We start from the raw sequence: 15878 nt of genomic DNA, 5'->3' as shown, positions 1-15878 counted from the left end.
TGCGCCAAAGCGCCCAGATTCAACGCCCGAATCCATTTCACGGAAAAACAATGACCAAACAACGGCGTTGCACGGCACGGGACTTCGTGGAATGACGGAACATCACCCGCCGCCATAAAGTCCGCCAGCTCTCATGACCCGTTCCGCAGTCTTTGCTCCGTTCGACATCATCGAAGGCGACCGGAAGCGGGGCATCGTGCTGGTCGCCGACCATGCGCATCGCGAACTGCCGGAGGAATATGGCGATCTCGGCCTGCCGGCGTCCGAATTCGATCGCCATATCGCCTATGACATCGGCGTCGAGGCGGTGACCCGTAAGCTGGCCGCCCTGCTTGGCGTGCCGGCGGTGATGGCGCGGTTCTCGCGGCTGCTGATCGACCCGAATCGCGGCGAAGACGATCCGACGCTGATCCGCCAGCTCTATGACGGCACCGTGGTTCCGGGCAACTACCCGATGACGGCAGAAGAACGCGAGCGCCGGCTCGACCGCTTCTACCGGCCCTACCATGACGCCGTCGGCGCCATGGTGGCATCGGTTGCGCACGAATCAGGCCGGGCGCCGTTCATCTTCTCGGTGCATTCGTTCACGCCGGCGATGCAGGGCCATGTCCGGCCATGGCATGTCGGGGTGCTGTGGGACATGGACCCTCGCGCGCCATGGCCGCTGATCGAACAACTGGCCGAAGGCAAGAGCCTCGTCGTCGGCGACAACGAGCCTTACGACGGGGCGCTGCGCGGCGACACGATGTTCCGCCATGCCATCGTCAACGGTTTCGCGCATGCGCTGATCGAGATAAGGCAGGACCTGATCGGCGATGAAAAAGGGGCGGGCGACTGGGCGGAACGGCTGGCGCCGATCGTTGACGCGATCAACCGGCGTCCCGATATACACGAGGTCAAACAATTCGGCTCGCGCACCGGGCCGGTGTGAAGGAGGTTTCGCCATGACCGAGCTCAGCGACGAACAGAAGCGCGATTTCGAGGCAGCGGCGTTCCGCACGCTGGTCGAGCACCTTCGCGAGCGCAGCGACGTGCAGAACATCGACCTGATGAATCTGGCCGGCTTCTGCCGCAACTGCCTTTCCAACTGGTACCGGGACGCGGCCAACGCCGAAGGCATCGAACTGTCGAAGGACGAGTCGCGCGAAATCGTCTACGGCATGCCCTATGCCGAGTGGCAGGCGCTGCACCAGACCGATGCGCCGGACGCCAAGCGGGCGGAATTCGAGGCGCGGCGGCCGAAAGACCATTAGGCAGTTTGCCGCAATTCCGGACGCGAAACCGCTGCACGCTTTTGCTGGAATTGCTGTAGAGGCAGCGAGGGGAGATTCAGCGCTTGACCCGCTTACGCCGCTGAGGCATCGAACCGCCGACACCGCCGCGGCCCGAGTCGCGGCCAACTTCCCGGAGATCCTCATGGCCGACGATATCACTGAAACCAGCCAGACTGTTGCCGCCGGCCAGTTGCGTGCCTTCATCGAGCGCGTCGAGCGGCTGGAAGAAGAAAAGAAGACGATCTCCGACGATATCAAGGAAGTCTTCGCCGAAATGAAGGGCACGGGCTTCGACACCAAGGCGGTGCGCGCGATCATCCGCCTGCGCAAGAAGGACCAGGCCGAGCGCCAGGAAGAGGAAGCCATCCTCGATCTTTACAAGGCCGCGCTCGGCATGGAGTGACGCCGTAGCGCCGCCGCTTTATGGCGGGCGGCGCTCCGATGAAGCCACGGGAGCAACGGGAGCGTGAGCGAGTCCAAGGCAGCCGAAGCGAAACCGGGATTTTTCCTGGCGCGCTGGCGCGGTCTCGTCCCGCTCGACCGGCTGTTCTGGTGGGACATGATGCTGGTCGGAACCTGCATCAACGCTGTAGCAGCAGTGGCCGCGCTGGTGATGCTGGGCATGAAGATGCCGCTTGGCGCCTCGCTGGCCGTGCATTTCGCGCCGGTCCCTTACAATGTCTTCCTGTTTCTCGCGGTATGGAGAACGGCAGCCGCGCAGCCCGGCCTGATGGGCTCGCTGGCGCAGATTCTCGCGGCCGTCTGGCTGATCCTGGCCGCGGTGGTGTGAAGCCGGTCAGGCGATGGCCGCAAGATAGCGGTCCACGGAAACCCGCATCGCTTCTCTGGCGCCGCCGATGATGTTGGTGTTCCACCAGGCGCCGTAGATGTCATCGTAGTCGAACGGCTCGACAGCCCGAGCGATTTTCCGGACGGCTTTCGCGTTGAGCGGAATGTGGTTCGGATAGCTGTACATGAAGGAGACATGCCGGCGGGTCGCCACCACCTGCAGGATGTCGCCGGAGAGGATGGCGTTGCCGCCGTCGCGCTTCCAGTGCAGCACCTGGCCGCCGTCGAAATGGCCGCCACAGCGGATCAGGGTGAGCGAGGGGTTGAGCGCCAGCGTTTCGCCCTCCCAGAATTTGACCGAAGCATGCGGCCGCATCACCCACTGGCGGTCGTCGGCGTGGATATAGATCGGCACCCCGCCGAATGCTTCGCTCCACTCCACCATCACCGAATAATAATGACAGTGCGAGATGGCGATAGCCTGCAAACCGCCGCGACGGTTGATCTCGGTAACGGCCTCGTCGCTGACCAGGCTGACGCAATCCCACAACACGTTGCCCCCCGGCGTCTCGGCAAGCAAAGCGCGCTGGCCGATGCCAAAACGCGGCTCGACGCCGAAGGCAAGCACGCCGGCGTCTTCCTTCATGGCAAGCTTGTGGGTTTGCGCGAGTTCCTGGCTGGTCGTCCAGGCCTGCCCCGCCCAGCGCACATATTGGCGATCGTCGCTGCAGATCGGGCAAGCGTCAGGCGGGGTTTCGCTTTCGGCAAACTGCACGCCGCACTGCAGGCACATGAAGCAAATCATCCGGCTCTCTCCAGTCAAAACTCCCGTAGTCGACGTAGAGGAATGACCGTCGATCGAAAGAGCCAGATATCAGTTATGCTTGCGGCACTCAGGCCGGTTTGAAATTCAGCGCGACGCCGTTGATGCAATAGCGCAGGCCGGTGGGCGGCGGGCCGTCCTCGAACACATGGCCGAGATGGCTGCCGCAACGCGAACAATGGCATTCGGTGCGCACCATGCCGTAGCTGCGGTCGACTGTGTTCTCGACGGAACCCGGTACCGGGTCGTTGAAGCTCGGCCAGCCGGTACCGCTCTCGAATTTCAGCTTGGATTCGAACAGCGGCTGGTCGCAGCCGGCGCATTCGAAGGTGCCGGCGCGCTTTTCGTAAAGCAGCGCGCAGCTGCCGGGACGCTCGGTGCCGTGGTTGCGCATGACCGCGTATTGCTCCGGCGTCAGCCGGGCGCGCCATTCGGCGTCGGTGCGGGTGACGGGATAGGTATTGGCTTCCATGTCTGCCCTCCTGATTTTGGAATTCCTGCAATATAGGGTTTCGCGCCGCCACCCGCCATCGCCGCGGATCACTGTTGCGCGAGAGGCGCTTTATCGGGCGGTTCAATGTTTGCGTGACAGTTCCTTCGTCGCCATTTCCAACCCGGATAGTGTCAGCGGGTACATGCGGTTGCCAAAAATCTCGCGGATCATGCCGGTCGAATGGGTGTAGCCCCCGTGTTTCTCATTCGTCGGGTTGATCCACACCGCGTTCGGCCATTGCTGGATCACGCGTTGCAGCCACACTGCTCCGGGTTCGGGGTTCCAGTGTTCGACCGAGCCACCGGCATAGGCGATTTCGTAGGGGCTCATCGCGGCGTCGCCGACGAAGATGACCTTGTAGTCATGGCCGTATTTGTGGAGCACGTCGAAGGTCGCCATGGTCTCGGAATGGCGTCGTCGATTGTCCTTCCAGACGCCTTCGTAGAGGCAGTTGTGGAAGTAGAAATATTCGAGGTGGCGAAACTCGGTGTGCGCCGCCGAAAACAGTTCTTCAACGACTTTGATGTGGTCGTCCATCGAGCCGCCGACATCGAAGAACATCAGGAGCTTGACGGCGTTGCGGCGTTCGGGCCGCGTCTGCACGTCGAGATAGCCGTGCTCGGCAGTGGCGTGGATGGTGCCGGGCAGGTCGAACTCCTCCTCGGCGCCTTCGCGCACCCAGCGGCGCAATCGCTTCATCGCCACCTTGATGTTGCGGGTGCCGAGTTCGACCGAATCGTCGAAATTCCTGAATTCGCGCTTGTCCCAGACCTTTACGGCACGGCGATGCCGGCTTTCATGCTGCCCGATGCGGATGCCTTCGGGATTGTAGCCATAAGCACCGAAGGGCGAGGTGCCGGCGGTGCCGATCCATTTCGAGCCGCCCTGGTGGCGGCCCTTCTGCTCCTCCAGCCGCTTCTTCAGCGTCTCCATCAGCTTTTCGAAGCCGCCAAGCGCCTCTACCAGCTTTTTCTCCTCGTCGGAGAGATGCTTTTCGGCAAGCCGCCGCAGCCATTCCTCCGGAATGTTGGCGACGTCGACGGCGCTTTCGCCGGACACTGCCTCGACGCCCTTGAAGATGTGCGAAAAGACCTGGTCGAAACGATCGATGTGGCGCTCGTCCTTCACCAGCGTCGCGCGGGCAAGATAGTAGAAGCCTTCGACGTCATAGGTGACGAGATCGGCGTCCAGACCTTCGAGCAACGCCAGATACTCGCGCAGCGAGACCGGAACGCGGGCGGCTTTCAGCTCGAGGAAGAACGGGATGAACATGGCGATCTACATCAAATCATACTCGATGAACCCCGTCCGCCTTGCCACGCGGTCGTAGAGCCTGCGCGCCGTGGCGTTGGTTTCGTGGGTCATCCAGTAGACGTTCTTGATGCCTTTGGCTGCCGCATCCTCCCGAACCGCGGCGATGAGTGCGGCGCCAGCGCCGGAACCGCGGGCATCCGGATCGGTGAAGAGGTCCTGCAGGTAGCAGTTGTTGGTGAGCGACCAGCAGGTGCGATGGTAGATGAAATGGGTGAGCCCGACCGGCTTGTCGTCGAGCAGCGCCAGAAACCCCTTGGGCTCGAACTCGCCGTCAGTGAACAGGCGCTTCCAGGTGGTTTCATAGACTTCCTCAGGAACCGTGGTTTCGTAGAATGCGAGATAGGCGGTCCAAAGCTTTCGCCAATCCGCCTGATCTGTTTTGGCGAGGCGCCTTATCCGAATCGGGGACATCACCGCTCCATACCTTGTTGAATTGAAATCCGGTGAGGCCGGAGTCCTTGATAACCTCAACCAATTCGCCGGTCAGGTAAATGCTGCCACGTGGCAGGGCCGCAAGCTTGAAGATTGGCCCTGCGTCAACGATCCCGGGCAGGAATTCATGCTTTTCGATGTCGAGGATGTCTCCGGAATCGAACCGCACGATCCGTGATTTCTCCAGATCGATGGCCTTGGTCAGGTTGCGGACATGAACATAATGGAGTTCGTCGTAATCCGATCCGACGGTTGGCAGGTAGTCCACCGCGTCGCCCAGAAGGCTCTCCAATACTTTACGGGCAGCCGGTTTCAGGACAAGGCCGTGGCTGCCCATCCAAGGCGCGTCCACCAGTCGAAGCGGCTGCTCCAGGTCGTTCTCCAGCAGTGAATAACAGCGGATCGGCACCCACTTCCGGGCTACGGGCCGCGCGCCTGCAGCGATAAGCGCCTCCGACTGATCGTATCCCTGTGCGACGACCCATTCGCAGCCGCCTGGTGGCTCGGGTACGAAAATGTCCATCGGCGGCATGACCTGACGCCTTTACCCCTGCCGGCGCGCCATGAAGGCCAGGCGCTCGAACACGTGCACGTCCTGCTCGTTCTTCAGGAGCGCGCCGTGCAACTTGGGCAGCGCGTTCTTGGGGTCGGCACGCAGATCCTCGGGCGCAATGTCGTCGGCGACCAGCAGCCGGATCCAGTCGAGTGCTTCGGAGGTAGAGGGCTTTTTCTTCAGGCCGGGCACGTCACGGATCTCGTAGAATTGGGTGAGAGCCGCGCGAACGAGATTCTGCTTGATGCCGGGATAGTGCACCTCGACGATCCGGTGCAGCGTGTCGACGTCGGGGAAGCGGATGTAATGGAAGAAGCAGCGGCGCAGGAACGCGTCCGGCAATTCCTTCTCGTTGTTGGAGGTGATGATGACGATCGGCCGGTGCTCGGCGCGGATCGTCTCGCCGGTCTCGTAGACGAAGAACTCCATGCGGTCGAGTTCCTGCAAGAGGTCGTTGGGGAACTCGATGTCGGCCTTGTCAATCTCGTCGATCAGAAGAACGACCTTCCTGCCGGCGGTGAAGGCATCCCAGAGCTTGCCGCGCTTGATGTAGTTGCGGATGTCGTTGAAGCGGTCGTCGCCGAGCTGGCTGTCGCGCAGGCGCGAGACGGCATCGTATTCGTAGAGGCCCTGCTGCGCCTTGGTGGTCGACTTGACGTTCCATTCGAGCAGGTCGAGGTCGAGGGCGGCGGCGACCTGCCGGGCAAGTTCGGTCTTGCCGGTGCCGGGCTCGCCCTTGACCAGCAGGGGCCGCTCCAGCGCGATCGCCGCATTGACCGCCACCATCAGATCCTTGTCGGCGATATAGGCCGCTGTTCCTTCAAAGCGCATGCGAAATCCTTTTCAATTCGGAACCGACCCTACGGAGTGCGGTTTTTGGGTGCAAGTCCGTCAACCCGGTGCCGGACATATTCGGGGTTGGGTCGGGTCCAGCAGCATCCGCTTTGCTCGTTGGCCGGCCAATGCAAATAGCAGGCAAAACCGCCGCGAATTTGATGGCGGATTCACGAGGCCAGTCCTATATTGAACCTGCGATCTGTGCTTCGCGGCAGGAGAGACATATTCCCCGGGGCCTTAACGATCCTTAGGGAGCTGTCCCTGGGAAGACCCGTGGGTTTTCTCACACGGCGCCCACCTACTTATGTAGGTCCCGGGATCGACTTCTTCACCGGTTGTCATGGATCGCACTTTCCTTTTCAGCTAGGGACGCCAAGGTCGTTTCCGTTCGCCCGAACGCCGCGTCTCAATCTGGCCTTTTGCGCCGCAGCGCTCCATAAAAGCGCGATGACCGACCGCCGCACCCTCAAACGCCAGTTGCGCAAGGAAGCGCTCGCCCGCCGCGATGCGCTCGACCCGTTCTGGCGTGTCGAAGCGGCGCTGGAGATGGCGGAGACCGCGGAAGAGTATGTCGACTTCGTGCCGGGGGCCATCGTCTCCGGTTTCTGGCCGATGCGTTCGGAAGTCGACGTGCGGCCTTTGATGTTCGCGCTTCGCGAAAAGGGCGCGAGGCTCTGCCTGCCTGCCATCCTCGACAAGACGACAATCGTGTTCCGCGAGCTGGTGCGCGGGGCGGCGCTGGTCGAAATGGGCTTCGGCACCGCCGGTCCAGGCGAGGAAGCGCCGGTGCTCGACCCTTCGGTCATGCTGATCCCGCTCGCCGCCTTCGATGGACGCGGCCATCGCATCGGCTACGGTGCCGGTTATTACGACCGGGCGATCGCCAGGCTGGCCAACAAGGGCCTTGCGCCACGGCTGATCGGCGTCGCCTTCAACTGCCAGGAAGTGCCGCAGGTGCCGGACGAGAAACACGACGTGATTCTTCCGGAGATACTTACTGAGAGCGGGCTGCGGCGGTTCGGGAGTTGAAGCGCTGCTTTTCAGGCGCTTTGCGACAAGGTCGAGCAAACGCTGCTTGACGGACAGGCTTGCGGGCTGGGAAAGAAGTCTCTTTGGCTGTACGGAAGATGAATGAGACTTCTTTTTCTGGGTGACATGGTCGGCAAGACCGGCCGCACGGCGGTGTGGGAAAAGCTGCCCGGCCTGATTTCAGACTTCAAGCTCGATTTCGTCATCGTCAACGGCGAGAACGCCGCCGGCGGTTTCGGCATCACCGAAGAGATCTTTCGCGAGACGCTGGCGGCCGGCGCCGATGTGGTGACCACCGGCAACCATGTTTGGGACCAGCGCGATGCACTTGTCTTTGCGCCGCGCGAGGAGCGGTTCCTGCGACCGGCGAATTTTCCGAAGGGCACGCCAGGGCGGGGTTCCGGCGTCTTCATCGCGAGGAACGGCGCCCGGGTGCTGGTTTCGAACATCATGGGCCGGGTTTTCATGCATCCCGAACTGGACGACCCGTTCCAGGCCGGCGAACGCGAACTGGCAGCCTGTCCGCTCGGCGAACAGGCCGACGCCGTGGTGATCGACTTCCATGCCGAGGCAACGAGCGAAAAGATGTGCTTCGCGCATTTCGTCGACGGGCGTGCCAGCCTGGTTGTCGGCACGCACACCCATCAGCCGACAGCCGACCACCAGATCCTCAACGGCGGCACCGCCTATATCACCGACGCCGGCATGTGCGGCGACTACGATTCCTCGCTCGGCATGGACAAGGAAGAACCGCTCAACCGGTTCCTGTCCAAGGTGCCGAAGGGGCGTTTCGAGGCGGCGACAGGGCCTGCGACAATCTGCGGCGTGGGCATCGACATCTCCGACCGGACCGGTCTTGCCGAGCGCATCGCGCCGCTGCGACTGGGGCCGAGACTTGAAGAAACTGCGCCGTCGTTCTGGTCATGACGTTGACGCGGTGCGAGGTTATGCCTACTTGCCGGCGAAACATGTCAGCAATTGTTAGAGAAATTCCGAGGGGACGACCGTAATGCTCGAATTCCTGGCGCCGTATTTCGCCTTCGTCAACGATCCGACGGCGTGGGTGGCGTTGCTGACGCTCATCGTGCTCGAGGTCGTGCTTGGCATCGACAACCTCATCTTCATTTCGATCCTAACCAACAAGCTGCCGAAGGAGCAGCAGGCGCGCGCCCGGCGGCTGGGCATCAGCGCCGCGCTGATCATGCGGCTTGTGTTGTTGGCGACGATTTCGATCATCGTGCAACTGACCGCACCACTTTTCACGCTGTTCGGCCACGGCTTCTCGTGGCGAGACCTCATCCTGATCGCCGGCGGCCTGTTCCTGGTTTGGAAGGCGACCAAGGAAATCCACCACACGGTCGATCCCGACGATCACAAGGATTCGATGGTCGGCAATGCCGTGTCGATGACCATGGGCGCGGCGATCTTCCAGATTCTGCTGCTCGACCTTGTCTTCTCGATCGATTCCATCATCACCGCGGTCGGCATGACCGACGAGATCGCCATCATGTACATCGCCGTCATCGTTGCCGTGACGGTGATGATGCTGGCTGCCACGCCGCTCGCCAATTTCATCGCCAAGAACCCGACCATCGTGATGCTGGCGCTGGGCTTCCTGTTGATGATCGGCATGACGCTGATCGCCGACGGCATGGGCTTCCATGTGCCGAAAGGCTACATCTACGCCGCCATGGGTTTCTCGGCGCTGGTCGAAGGCCTCAACATGCTGGCAAGGCGCAAGAAGACACGGGCCGGAAAGCCGGCCGACCACTGAGGCGCTGAATGGCGGCCGCGAAATCGGCCGTCATGAAGGAGAAGTTGCTACCGACCCGATGCCCTTCGGATGGCGGTCGCCGATCAGGCCTAGCGTCAGACCTCGTTCCAGCCAGGCTTTGGCGCCGGCCAGCACGAGGGTGAAACCTTCGGTCGAGGCAATCGCCTCGTCGATCTGGTCATCGGGTTCGCCGGAAAATCCGGAATTGCGGATGCTGACGAAGGTCGCGCCGTCGGGCAACGACGTAAAGGTCCAGGCGACAGTGCTCGGCGGATCGTTCCATTCGACGGCGATCTTCTCATCCTTGACGATTTTACGGACTTTGACGGGCGTCGAGACTCCGTACATGCGCCACTCCCAAGTCACCTCGCTGTTTTTATCCAGTCGGCCACTGCCGTGGGTGAACCAGAATTTGGAGGTGATTTCCGGGTCGACGAAAGCCTCAAAGACCTCGTGAGACGGACGCCGGATCAGCATTTCGGCAATTGCTGCCGGCGCTTTCTCGATTTCCATATTGTCCTACTTCGGAGTATGCGACCGGCGGGCACTCACCAGGCATCCGGTTCGCGCACCATGTGAACGATGTTGGCCGGGTTCATGATCCAGCCGCCGCGAAAATCCTCGCCGAGCGGTTCGATCGCGTCGCAACGTACGACATCCGCTTTTGCGAGGTGGTCAAGCGCACCGCGGTGGTCGTCGGTGAAGAGTTCCAGCCAGACTTCCGCCTGGCTCATTGTCGGGTCCTCGTCGAGCCACAGGCGGTTCGGCCCCAATTCGAAGCCGATCGCCGGAGCCTTCGCGGTGAAGGGCTTCAAGCCAATGACATCGCGATAGAAGCGAACCGTCGCGTCGTATTGATGGGACGGGATCTTCATGGCGATGTTGATGCCGCCATAGATTTTCTCGGCCATATCGTTCTCCTTTCGGGTCGTCCCTGTCCGGGTCAGACGTTCGGTTCGCGGGCGGGCTCGCCCTTCAATTCGCTCAGGTAATAGCCTTCGCGCAGGTTGATGCCGTATTCGAGATAGGCCTTCATGCAGCAGAGCATCTGAGACCAGCCTTCGCAGTTGAGGTAGGAGCGGCCGACCGCCTTGGCATCCTCGAGCCAACCGGTCTCGGCGATGGTGACCAGCGTCGCGCCGTCCTCGAGCGGCTCGAAATCCATGTCGATGCGCGTCTTGTAGGGCGCCTCGGCGCCCGCGCCATCCCAACGCAGCACGATGCGTTTATCCGTCTCCACCTCATCCACCTCGACGGGAACTTCGCCCCACCAGGTCACTGTCGTGCCGGAGACCAGAGGCGCGCTGGCGCCGCGGATGGTGGTGAAATAGCCGGAGAGCTTTTTCGGGTTGACGACCGCGTCGAAAACCTCGCCGACCGGCTTCGAAATGCGTGCAGAAACTCTGAATTCCGGTTTCATGGCCGTTCCTTTCGCTTGCGTGGCCAAACGATATGTTATAAAAAGGTAACATGTCAAGCGACGCAAAAGACGACAATGTTTTCAAGGCGCTCGCCCATCCGAAACGGCGGCAGATGCTGGACCGGTTGAAGGACGAGCCGCGCACCACAGGCATGCTTGTCGAGGCATTCCCGGAAATGGATCGCTGCACGGTGATGATGCACCTGAAGGTGCTGGAGGAGGCCGACCTGATCATCGCGCGCCGCGAGGGCCGCGAACGCTGGAACCATCTCAACGCGATGCCCATCAAGCAGATCCACGACCGCTGGATCAGCGAATATGCGAGCCACGCTGTGAGCGTGCTGGATAAACTGAAAGCCGATCTGGATGGTTAGAGCTTCCGCAGGGATCGAGCCAGCAGCGGTGTCCGCTGCTTCAAACGCCCTGCAGCACGATGATGGTCGGGCGGCTGGGCAGGTTGCGCAGCGACACGTCAAGCGAACGGCTGTCGCGGAACTCGACGGCGAATTCATCGCCCATCATCCCGGTGAACTCGCCGATCGGCGTCGAATGGCGGTGCATCGGCAGCACGACGGAGGAATGCAGGCGGTTGGCGATCTCCGACATGGTCGGCAGCGACAGCGTCATGCCGCCGTCGATCGGCACCATAAGAACGTCGAGGCGGCCGATGGTGCCATACTGTGCATCGCTCAGCCTGGTGTGAAGGTGGCCAAGATGACCGATGCACAAGCCGGCGACCTCGAAGATGAAGATCGAATTGCCGTCACGCTCGAGATTGCCGCCCCAGTCGCGGATGTCGGTCGGCACGTTGCGGATGTAGACATCGTCGATCACCACGGCGTGTTTTGCCGGCCCGCCTTCCGGGTTCCAGCCGCGCAGCACATACTCGATGCCGGGGTCGGGCATGTCGGAATAGTGGGTGCGGTGCGCCTTGTTCATGGTGACGACACGCGGCAGCGGATCGCCGCCATAGACGCCGCTGAAATCGGTGGCGATGCGGACGCCGGCCGGTGTCTCGATGATGTAGGTCGAGTGGCCGGCATAGGTGATTTTCACCTCGCCCTCGACGGTTGCCTGAGCGGGAGTGAAGTTTGCATAGGTGACCTCCGGCAGAGCTTGCGCGATGGCCAGGCACCGGCTGGGAACCGGTTCGCCCTGGGCGAGGGCGGTGACCGCCTGGACGAAAAGCAGGGCAAGTGCGGCAAAGACAAGGCGGGCAATCTGCATGGCGGTCTCCGGCGCGAGAGGCGGCATGTCCGCCCGACCGCGGCGACCGGGCTCCTGCGAGTATTGCCGTGAAGCGCGGAAAGCGCGTAGTCACGTTTTCGCGAGGCGCCAGGTCCACACTGGCATAAGTCCGAGGTAGGCCCAAAAGGCTTCTCGCGGCTTCAATCAGAAGTAGGCCAGAACTTCGAGCCTGTAGGCCCACGCCCGCATTCGTGTTGAAACGTCGGGGATCGTCGGATACGCCGGAATACGGGGGGAGACCGGGAGGAACCGTGCGCTCTCTTGATATCGTTGCAACCGCGCTTCTGGCGCTGGGTTTGACAGGTGGACTGACCAAGCCGGCCCTTGCTGATTTCTCAAGCGCGGTCCGCGCGGAATCGGGTGAAGTCTCCGGACTGAAGGAACCCGCCGAGATCATCGTAGATCATTGGGGGATTGCCCATATCTACGCGAAAAGCGACCAGGACGCGCTGTTCCTGCAAGGATACAACGCGGCGCGCGATCGCCTGTGGCAGATCGATCTGTGGCGCAAGCGCGGCCTTGGGCTCCTCTCCGAAAGTTTTGGCGAAGCCTATACCGATCAGGATCGCGCCGCACGGCTTTTCCTGTATCGGGGCGACATCGACAAGGAATGGGCATCCTACGGCCCCAACGCAAAGGGCTTTGCAGAAGCGTTTGTTGCCGGCGTCAACGCCTATGTGGGCGAAGTCCTGGCCGGCGAGAAACCGACGCCGATCGAATTCTCGCTGAGTGGTTCCAGGCCGGTCCTGTGGGGCCCGGAAGATGTCGTGCGCATTCGCAGTCACGGGCTGACGCGCAACGCCAGCTCGGAAGTGAAAAGGGCATTGGTCACCTGCAAGTCGAGCGTCGATGCCGACCGGCTGCGCAGCAAGCTGGAGCCGGATTGGCAGCCGCAGGTTCCGGAGGGTCTCGACCCTTGCGTCATTCCGGCCGATGTCCTCAAGGATTACGATCTCGCCACCCAGCCGGTGAAATTCGAAGCGCCGGAAAAGCGCACCGATGTTTACGATCCATGGCCGTTCCTGGACCAGGCTGAGTGGAATACGGACAATATCGGTTCGAACAACTGGGTCGTCGCGCCGTCGCGCACGGCAACGGGCCGGCCGATACTGGCCAACGACCCCCACCGCAATCACAGCGCGCCTTCGCTGCGCTACATCGTTCACCTGAACACCCCGAACATGTCGGTGATCGGCGCCGGCGAACCCGCGCTGCCGGGCATTTCCATCGGGCACAACGGCACGATCGCCTTCGGCCTGACCATCTTTTCGGTCGATCAGGAGGATGTCTACGTCTACGAGCTCAATCCCGAAAATCCCAACCAGTACAAATACAATGGCGGCTGGGCGGACATGGAGGTCGTCGAGGACACGATACCGGTCAAGGACGGTGAACCCAGGAAGGTGACCATGAAGTTCACCAGGCACGGCCCGATCCTGCAGGTGGATGAGGAAAACGGCCGCGCGTTTGCATTGCGTTCGGTCTGGGCAGAAGCCGGCACCTCCGCCTATTTCGGCTCGTCCGATTACATGACGGCAAAGAACTGGGATGATTTTCTATCCGCCATGGACAGGTTCTCGGCACCTTCCGAGAACCAGGTCTATGCCGATACGCAGGGCAATATCGGCTGGGTTGCGGCGGCGATGACGCCGGCCCGCAAGAACTGGGACGGATTGCTGCCGGTTCCAGGCGACGGCCGCTATGAATGGGGTTTCCTCAAGCGGGAGGATCTGCCCAGCAGCTACAATCCGGAAAAAGGATGGTTCGCCACCGCGAACCAGATGAACCTTCCGGACGATTATCCGGTGAAGGAACGCAAGGTCGGTTTCGAATGGGCCGATCCGTCCCGGTATGAGCGCATCGCCGAAGTGCTGAGCGGCAACGACAAGGTAACGCTCGCCGATTCGATGAAGCTCCAGAACGACGACATGAACAAGCTCGCCGTGCGGGCGCTCGATCTGGTCAAGGTGCTGCCTGAGCCGGACAACGCCAATCCGGACCTGCGCAAGGCGGTGGAACTGCTGAAAGCCTGGAACGGTTCCGCTGACATCGACAGCGCGGCAGCCGCGATCTACGAGATGTGGATCGACAGGCATCTGGCCAAGACCGTCATCTCCTATGTCGTGCCGGAAGACGCCCGCGACACCATGGGCAAGGGGAGTGCCACCGCAGCCGTGGATCTGCTTTCGTCGCCCGACAGGAGACTGGGCGACGACGCGGAGAATGCCAGGAACAAGATCGTCACCGAGAGCCTTGCCGCGGCGGTTGAGGAGCTCAAGGGGCTGCTCGGCAACGAGGTTGCCAGCTGGCGCTGGGGCGATCTGCACCGTGCCGTCTTCCGCCACGAGCTGGCGCCCATCGTCTCGAAGCCGATGCAGGAGCAACTGACCGTCGGTCCGTGGGCGATGTCCGGGTCTTCGACCACGCCCCATGCGGCGAGCTACTATCCGGACTTCTCGCTGAGATCGGGAGCGTCATTCCGCATGGTCCTGGATGTAGGCGATTGGGACAACAGCCGGACGATCAACACGCCCGGACAGTCCGGCGACCCGTTCAGCCCGCACTACAGGGACCTGGCGCCCTACTGGCTGACCGGCGATTACGTGCCGCTGCTTTATTCGCGCGAGGCGATCGAAAGGGCCGCGAGCACGCGCATCACCCTGACACCCGGCAACGACTGATCGGTCCAGGAAATATCGACGACGCCTCGCGAAAGCATAACTGCGCTTTCGCGAGGCGTGTCCGGCTGGACCTTTGCCGGCGATTTATTTATATAGCGCGCCATCCCGAACCTCCCGATTTTCGTTACAGGGGCTCCATGGCCGGCCATTCACAGTTCAAGAATATCATGCACCGCAAGGGGCGGCAGGATGCCGTCCGCTCGAAGATGTTTTCCAAGCTTGCGCGTGAAATCACCGTAGCCGCCAAGCAGGGCCTGCCCGACCCGGCGATGAACCCGCGCCTGCGCCTCGCCGTCCAGAACGCCAAGGCGGAGTCGATGCCGAAGGACAACATCCAGCGCGCCATCAACAAGGCGACCGGCGGTGATGCGGAAAATTACGAAGAAGTGCGCTATGAGGGTTACGGCCCGGGCGGCGTCGCCGTCATCGTCGAGGCGCTGACCGACAACCGCAACCGCTCCGCCTCCAATGTGCGCGCCGCCTTCACTAAGGCCGGCGGGGCGATGGGCGAAACCGGCTCGGTGTCGTTCATGTGGGACCGCGTCGGCGAGATCCACTATCTGCCCAAGGCCGGCAGCGCCGACAAGGTGATGGACGCGGCGATCGAGGCCGGCGCCGACGACGTTTCGTCCGACGAGGACGGGCACACCATCATCTGCGCCTTCGAAAACATCGGCGACGTGTCGAAGGCGCTGGAAGCCGCGCTCGGCGAGGCCGAGACGGTGAAGGTGATCTGGCGGCCGCAGAACAACGTGCCGGTCGACGAGGACCGCGCGCAGTCGCTGATGAAGCTGGTCGCCACGCTCGAAGACGACGACGACGTGCAGAACGTCTATGCCAATTTCGAGGTCGACGACGAGACGCTGGCCAAGCTCAGCGCGGCATGAGCGACGCCGCCCAAGGTTTGCCGCAGATCCGCATCACCTATTGCACGCAGTGCATATGGTTGCTGCGTGCAGCCTGGATGGCACAGGAGCTGCTGTCGACCTTTGGCACGGAGCTCGGCGAGGTCACGCTGGTGCCGGGCACCGGTGGCGTCTTCACCGTCACCTGCAACGATCAATTGATCTGGGAGCGCAAGCGCGACGGCGGTTTTCCCGAAGCCGCCCAGCTGAAACAACTGGTGCGTGACGTCATCGATCCGACGCGCGATCTCGGCCATTCCGATCGCAAGGGCCATAAGTCCAACGACCAAGCCTGACGACCGCCTG

At 62.0% G+C, this 15878-nt stretch carries 21 protein-coding genes and 1 other RNA gene; 12 read left to right on the top strand and 10 right to left on the bottom strand.

Annotated elements, in window-relative coordinates; all coding sequences use genetic code 11:
• The first annotated feature begins 133 nt into the window (after nucleotides 1-133).
• The 4 genes from OHD58_RS02650 to OHD58_RS02635 all read left to right on the top strand — a co-directional run bounded on the left by OHD58_RS02650 (nucleotide 134) and on the right by OHD58_RS02635 (nucleotide 2064).
• Nucleotides 134-931: an N-formylglutamate amidohydrolase gene (locus OHD58_RS02650; RefSeq protein ID WP_263801482.1), complete on the top strand. Its 798-nt coding sequence runs from the start codon at nucleotides 134-136 to the stop codon at nucleotides 929-931.
• A 13-nt stretch (nucleotides 932-944) separates the two neighbouring features.
• Nucleotides 945-1253, top strand: a complete 309-nt coding sequence (locus OHD58_RS02645) for a DUF1244 domain-containing protein (protein ID WP_263801481.1) — start codon at nucleotides 945-947, stop codon at nucleotides 1251-1253.
• Nucleotides 1254-1416: 163 nt separating this feature from the next.
• Nucleotides 1417-1677, top strand: coding sequence for a DUF2312 domain-containing protein (locus tag OHD58_RS02640; RefSeq protein WP_263801480.1), 261 nt, complete (start codon nucleotides 1417-1419; stop codon nucleotides 1675-1677).
• A gap of 63 nt (nucleotides 1678-1740) precedes the next feature.
• Nucleotides 1741-2064 (top strand): hypothetical protein, encoded by a 324-nt coding sequence (locus tag OHD58_RS02635; protein ID WP_263801479.1) that lies wholly within the window; start codon nucleotides 1741-1743, stop codon nucleotides 2062-2064.
• Nucleotides 2065-2070: 6 nt separating this feature from the next.
• Here the strand turns inward: OHD58_RS02635 and OHD58_RS02630 are convergent, their stop codons facing one another.
• The 6 genes from OHD58_RS02630 to OHD58_RS02605 form a co-directional block, all read right to left on the bottom strand.
• Complete coding sequence (locus OHD58_RS02630; protein WP_263801478.1) at nucleotides 2071-2868, bottom strand: MBL fold metallo-hydrolase; 798 nt, start codon at nucleotides 2866-2868, stop codon at nucleotides 2071-2073.
• Between the two features lie 88 nt (nucleotides 2869-2956).
• Nucleotides 2957-3358 carry a peptide-methionine (R)-S-oxide reductase MsrB gene (gene msrB / locus OHD58_RS02625; protein WP_263801477.1) on the bottom strand — a complete coding sequence of 134 codons (402 nt, stop codon included), beginning with the start codon at nucleotides 3356-3358 and terminating at the stop codon, nucleotides 2957-2959.
• 102 nt (nucleotides 3359-3460) lie between these two features.
• Nucleotides 3461-4651 (bottom strand): vWA domain-containing protein, encoded by a 1191-nt coding sequence (locus OHD58_RS02620; protein ID WP_263801476.1) that lies wholly within the window; start codon nucleotides 4649-4651, stop codon nucleotides 3461-3463.
• Nucleotides 4652-4657: 6 nt separating this feature from the next.
• On the bottom strand, nucleotides 4658-5104 hold the full coding sequence (locus OHD58_RS02615; protein ID WP_263801475.1) for a GNAT family N-acetyltransferase: 447 nt from the start codon (nucleotides 5102-5104) through the stop codon (nucleotides 4658-4660).
• Nucleotides 5004-5657, bottom strand: coding sequence for a hypothetical protein (locus OHD58_RS02610; RefSeq protein WP_263801474.1), 654 nt, complete (start codon nucleotides 5655-5657; stop codon nucleotides 5004-5006). Before OHD58_RS02610 ends, OHD58_RS02615 begins: the two co-directional genes overlap by 101 nt.
• Nucleotides 5658-5669: 12 nt before the next feature.
• Nucleotides 5670-6509, bottom strand: coding sequence for an AAA family ATPase (locus OHD58_RS02605; RefSeq protein WP_263801473.1), 840 nt, complete (start codon nucleotides 6507-6509; stop codon nucleotides 5670-5672).
• A 199-nt stretch (nucleotides 6510-6708) separates the two neighbouring features.
• Between OHD58_RS02605 and ssrS the strand changes: the two genes are divergently transcribed.
• The 4 genes from ssrS to OHD58_RS02585 all read left to right on the top strand — a co-directional run bounded on the left by ssrS (nucleotide 6709) and on the right by OHD58_RS02585 (nucleotide 9318).
• Nucleotides 6709-6866, top strand: a non-coding RNA gene (ssrS, locus tag OHD58_RS02600) — 6S RNA.
• Nucleotides 6867-6962: 96 nt separating this feature from the next.
• Complete coding sequence (locus OHD58_RS02595; RefSeq protein WP_263801472.1) at nucleotides 6963-7544, top strand: 5-formyltetrahydrofolate cyclo-ligase; 582 nt, start codon at nucleotides 6963-6965, stop codon at nucleotides 7542-7544.
• Between the two features lie 102 nt (nucleotides 7545-7646).
• A complete protein-coding gene (locus OHD58_RS02590; protein WP_263801471.1) occupies nucleotides 7647-8471 on the top strand; it encodes a YmdB family metallophosphoesterase in 825 nt (274 codons plus the stop codon).
• Between the two features lie 82 nt (nucleotides 8472-8553).
• A complete protein-coding gene (locus OHD58_RS02585; RefSeq protein WP_263801470.1) occupies nucleotides 8554-9318 on the top strand; it encodes a TerC family protein in 765 nt (254 codons plus the stop codon).
• 30 nt (nucleotides 9319-9348) lie between these two features.
• On the opposite strand, the gene OHD58_RS02580 is transcribed toward OHD58_RS02585, so the two are convergent.
• Genes OHD58_RS02580 through OHD58_RS02570 form a run of 3 tightly spaced genes read right to left on the bottom strand, consistent with a single transcriptional unit; the run spans nucleotide 9349 to nucleotide 10738 of the window.
• Entirely contained in the window at nucleotides 9349-9831 is a 483-nt protein-coding gene (locus OHD58_RS02580; protein WP_263801469.1) for an SRPBCC family protein, read from the bottom strand.
• Between the two features lie 35 nt (nucleotides 9832-9866).
• Nucleotides 9867-10229, bottom strand: a complete 363-nt coding sequence (locus OHD58_RS02575; protein ID WP_263801468.1) for a hypothetical protein — start codon at nucleotides 10227-10229, stop codon at nucleotides 9867-9869.
• Nucleotides 10230-10261: 32 nt separating this feature from the next.
• Entirely contained in the window at nucleotides 10262-10738 is a 477-nt protein-coding gene (locus OHD58_RS02570) for an SRPBCC domain-containing protein (RefSeq protein WP_263801467.1), read from the bottom strand.
• 50 nt (nucleotides 10739-10788) lie between these two features.
• Here OHD58_RS02570 and OHD58_RS02565 point away from each other — a divergent pair, with 50 nt between their 5' ends.
• Nucleotides 10789-11112, top strand: a complete 324-nt coding sequence (locus tag OHD58_RS02565; protein ID WP_263801466.1) for an ArsR/SmtB family transcription factor — start codon at nucleotides 10789-10791, stop codon at nucleotides 11110-11112.
• Between the two features lie 40 nt (nucleotides 11113-11152).
• Here OHD58_RS02565 and OHD58_RS02560 read toward each other — a convergent pair whose 3' ends face one another.
• A complete protein-coding gene (locus tag OHD58_RS02560; protein WP_263801465.1) occupies nucleotides 11153-11965 on the bottom strand; it encodes an MBL fold metallo-hydrolase in 813 nt (270 codons plus the stop codon).
• Between the two features lie 272 nt (nucleotides 11966-12237).
• Between OHD58_RS02560 and OHD58_RS02555 the strand changes: the two genes are divergently transcribed.
• From OHD58_RS02555 to OHD58_RS02545, 3 genes are all read left to right on the top strand, one after another.
• On the top strand, nucleotides 12238-14667 hold the full coding sequence (locus tag OHD58_RS02555; protein WP_318528229.1) for a penicillin acylase family protein: 2430 nt from the start codon (nucleotides 12238-12240) through the stop codon (nucleotides 14665-14667).
• Between the two features lie 137 nt (nucleotides 14668-14804).
• Nucleotides 14805-15554, top strand: a complete 750-nt coding sequence (locus OHD58_RS02550; protein ID WP_263801464.1) for a YebC/PmpR family DNA-binding transcriptional regulator — start codon at nucleotides 14805-14807, stop codon at nucleotides 15552-15554.
• Entirely contained in the window at nucleotides 15551-15868 is a 318-nt protein-coding gene (locus tag OHD58_RS02545) for a SelT/SelW/SelH family protein (protein WP_263801463.1), read from the top strand. Before OHD58_RS02550 ends, OHD58_RS02545 begins: the two co-directional genes overlap by 4 nt.
• Nucleotides 15869-15878: the final 10 nt, after the last annotated feature.

This window comes from Mesorhizobium sp. ZC-5, from assembly GCF_025753855.1.
In the GTDB taxonomy this organism is placed as follows: domain Bacteria; phylum Pseudomonadota; class Alphaproteobacteria; order Rhizobiales; family Rhizobiaceae; genus Neomesorhizobium.
This window is presented reverse-complemented; position numbering and strand designations above follow the sequence as displayed.

Excerpts from the sequence above, each read along its gene's own strand:
- OHD58_RS02650 (WP_263801482.1), top strand. The coding sequence starts at position 134 with ATGACCCGTTCCGCAGTCTTTGCTCCGTTCGACATCATCGAAGGCGAC.
- OHD58_RS02645 (WP_263801481.1), top strand. The coding sequence starts at position 945 with ATGACCGAGCTCAGCGACGAACAGAAGCGCGATTTCGAGGCAGCGGCG.
- OHD58_RS02640 (WP_263801480.1), top strand. The coding sequence starts at position 1,417 with ATGGCCGACGATATCACTGAAACCAGCCAGACTGTTGCCGCCGGCCAG.
- OHD58_RS02630 (WP_263801478.1), bottom strand. The coding sequence starts at position 2,868 with ATGATTTGCTTCATGTGCCTGCAGTGCGGCGTGCAGTTTGCCGAAAGC.
- msrB (WP_263801477.1), bottom strand. The coding sequence starts at position 3,358 with ATGGAAGCCAATACCTATCCCGTCACCCGCACCGACGCCGAATGGCGC.
- OHD58_RS02620 (WP_263801476.1), bottom strand. The coding sequence starts at position 4,651 with ATGTTCATCCCGTTCTTCCTCGAGCTGAAAGCCGCCCGCGTTCCGGTC.
- OHD58_RS02615 (WP_263801475.1), bottom strand. The coding sequence starts at position 5,104 with ATGTCCCCGATTCGGATAAGGCGCCTCGCCAAAACAGATCAGGCGGAT.
- OHD58_RS02610 (WP_263801474.1), bottom strand. The coding sequence starts at position 5,657 with ATGCCGCCGATGGACATTTTCGTACCCGAGCCACCAGGCGGCTGCGAA.
- OHD58_RS02605 (WP_263801473.1), bottom strand. The coding sequence starts at position 6,509 with ATGCGCTTTGAAGGAACAGCGGCCTATATCGCCGACAAGGATCTGATG.
- OHD58_RS02595 (WP_263801472.1), top strand. The coding sequence starts at position 6,963 with ATGACCGACCGCCGCACCCTCAAACGCCAGTTGCGCAAGGAAGCGCTC.
- OHD58_RS02590 (WP_263801471.1), top strand. The coding sequence starts at position 7,647 with ATGAGACTTCTTTTTCTGGGTGACATGGTCGGCAAGACCGGCCGCACG.
- OHD58_RS02585 (WP_263801470.1), top strand. The coding sequence starts at position 8,554 with ATGCTCGAATTCCTGGCGCCGTATTTCGCCTTCGTCAACGATCCGACG.
- OHD58_RS02580 (WP_263801469.1), bottom strand. The coding sequence starts at position 9,831 with ATGGAAATCGAGAAAGCGCCGGCAGCAATTGCCGAAATGCTGATCCGG.
- OHD58_RS02575 (WP_263801468.1), bottom strand. The coding sequence starts at position 10,229 with ATGGCCGAGAAAATCTATGGCGGCATCAACATCGCCATGAAGATCCCG.
- OHD58_RS02570 (WP_263801467.1), bottom strand. The coding sequence starts at position 10,738 with ATGAAACCGGAATTCAGAGTTTCTGCACGCATTTCGAAGCCGGTCGGC.
- OHD58_RS02565 (WP_263801466.1), top strand. The coding sequence starts at position 10,789 with ATGTCAAGCGACGCAAAAGACGACAATGTTTTCAAGGCGCTCGCCCAT.
- OHD58_RS02560 (WP_263801465.1), bottom strand. The coding sequence starts at position 11,965 with ATGCAGATTGCCCGCCTTGTCTTTGCCGCACTTGCCCTGCTTTTCGTC.
- OHD58_RS02550 (WP_263801464.1), top strand. The coding sequence starts at position 14,805 with ATGGCCGGCCATTCACAGTTCAAGAATATCATGCACCGCAAGGGGCGG.
- OHD58_RS02545 (WP_263801463.1), top strand. The coding sequence starts at position 15,551 with ATGAGCGACGCCGCCCAAGGTTTGCCGCAGATCCGCATCACCTATTGC.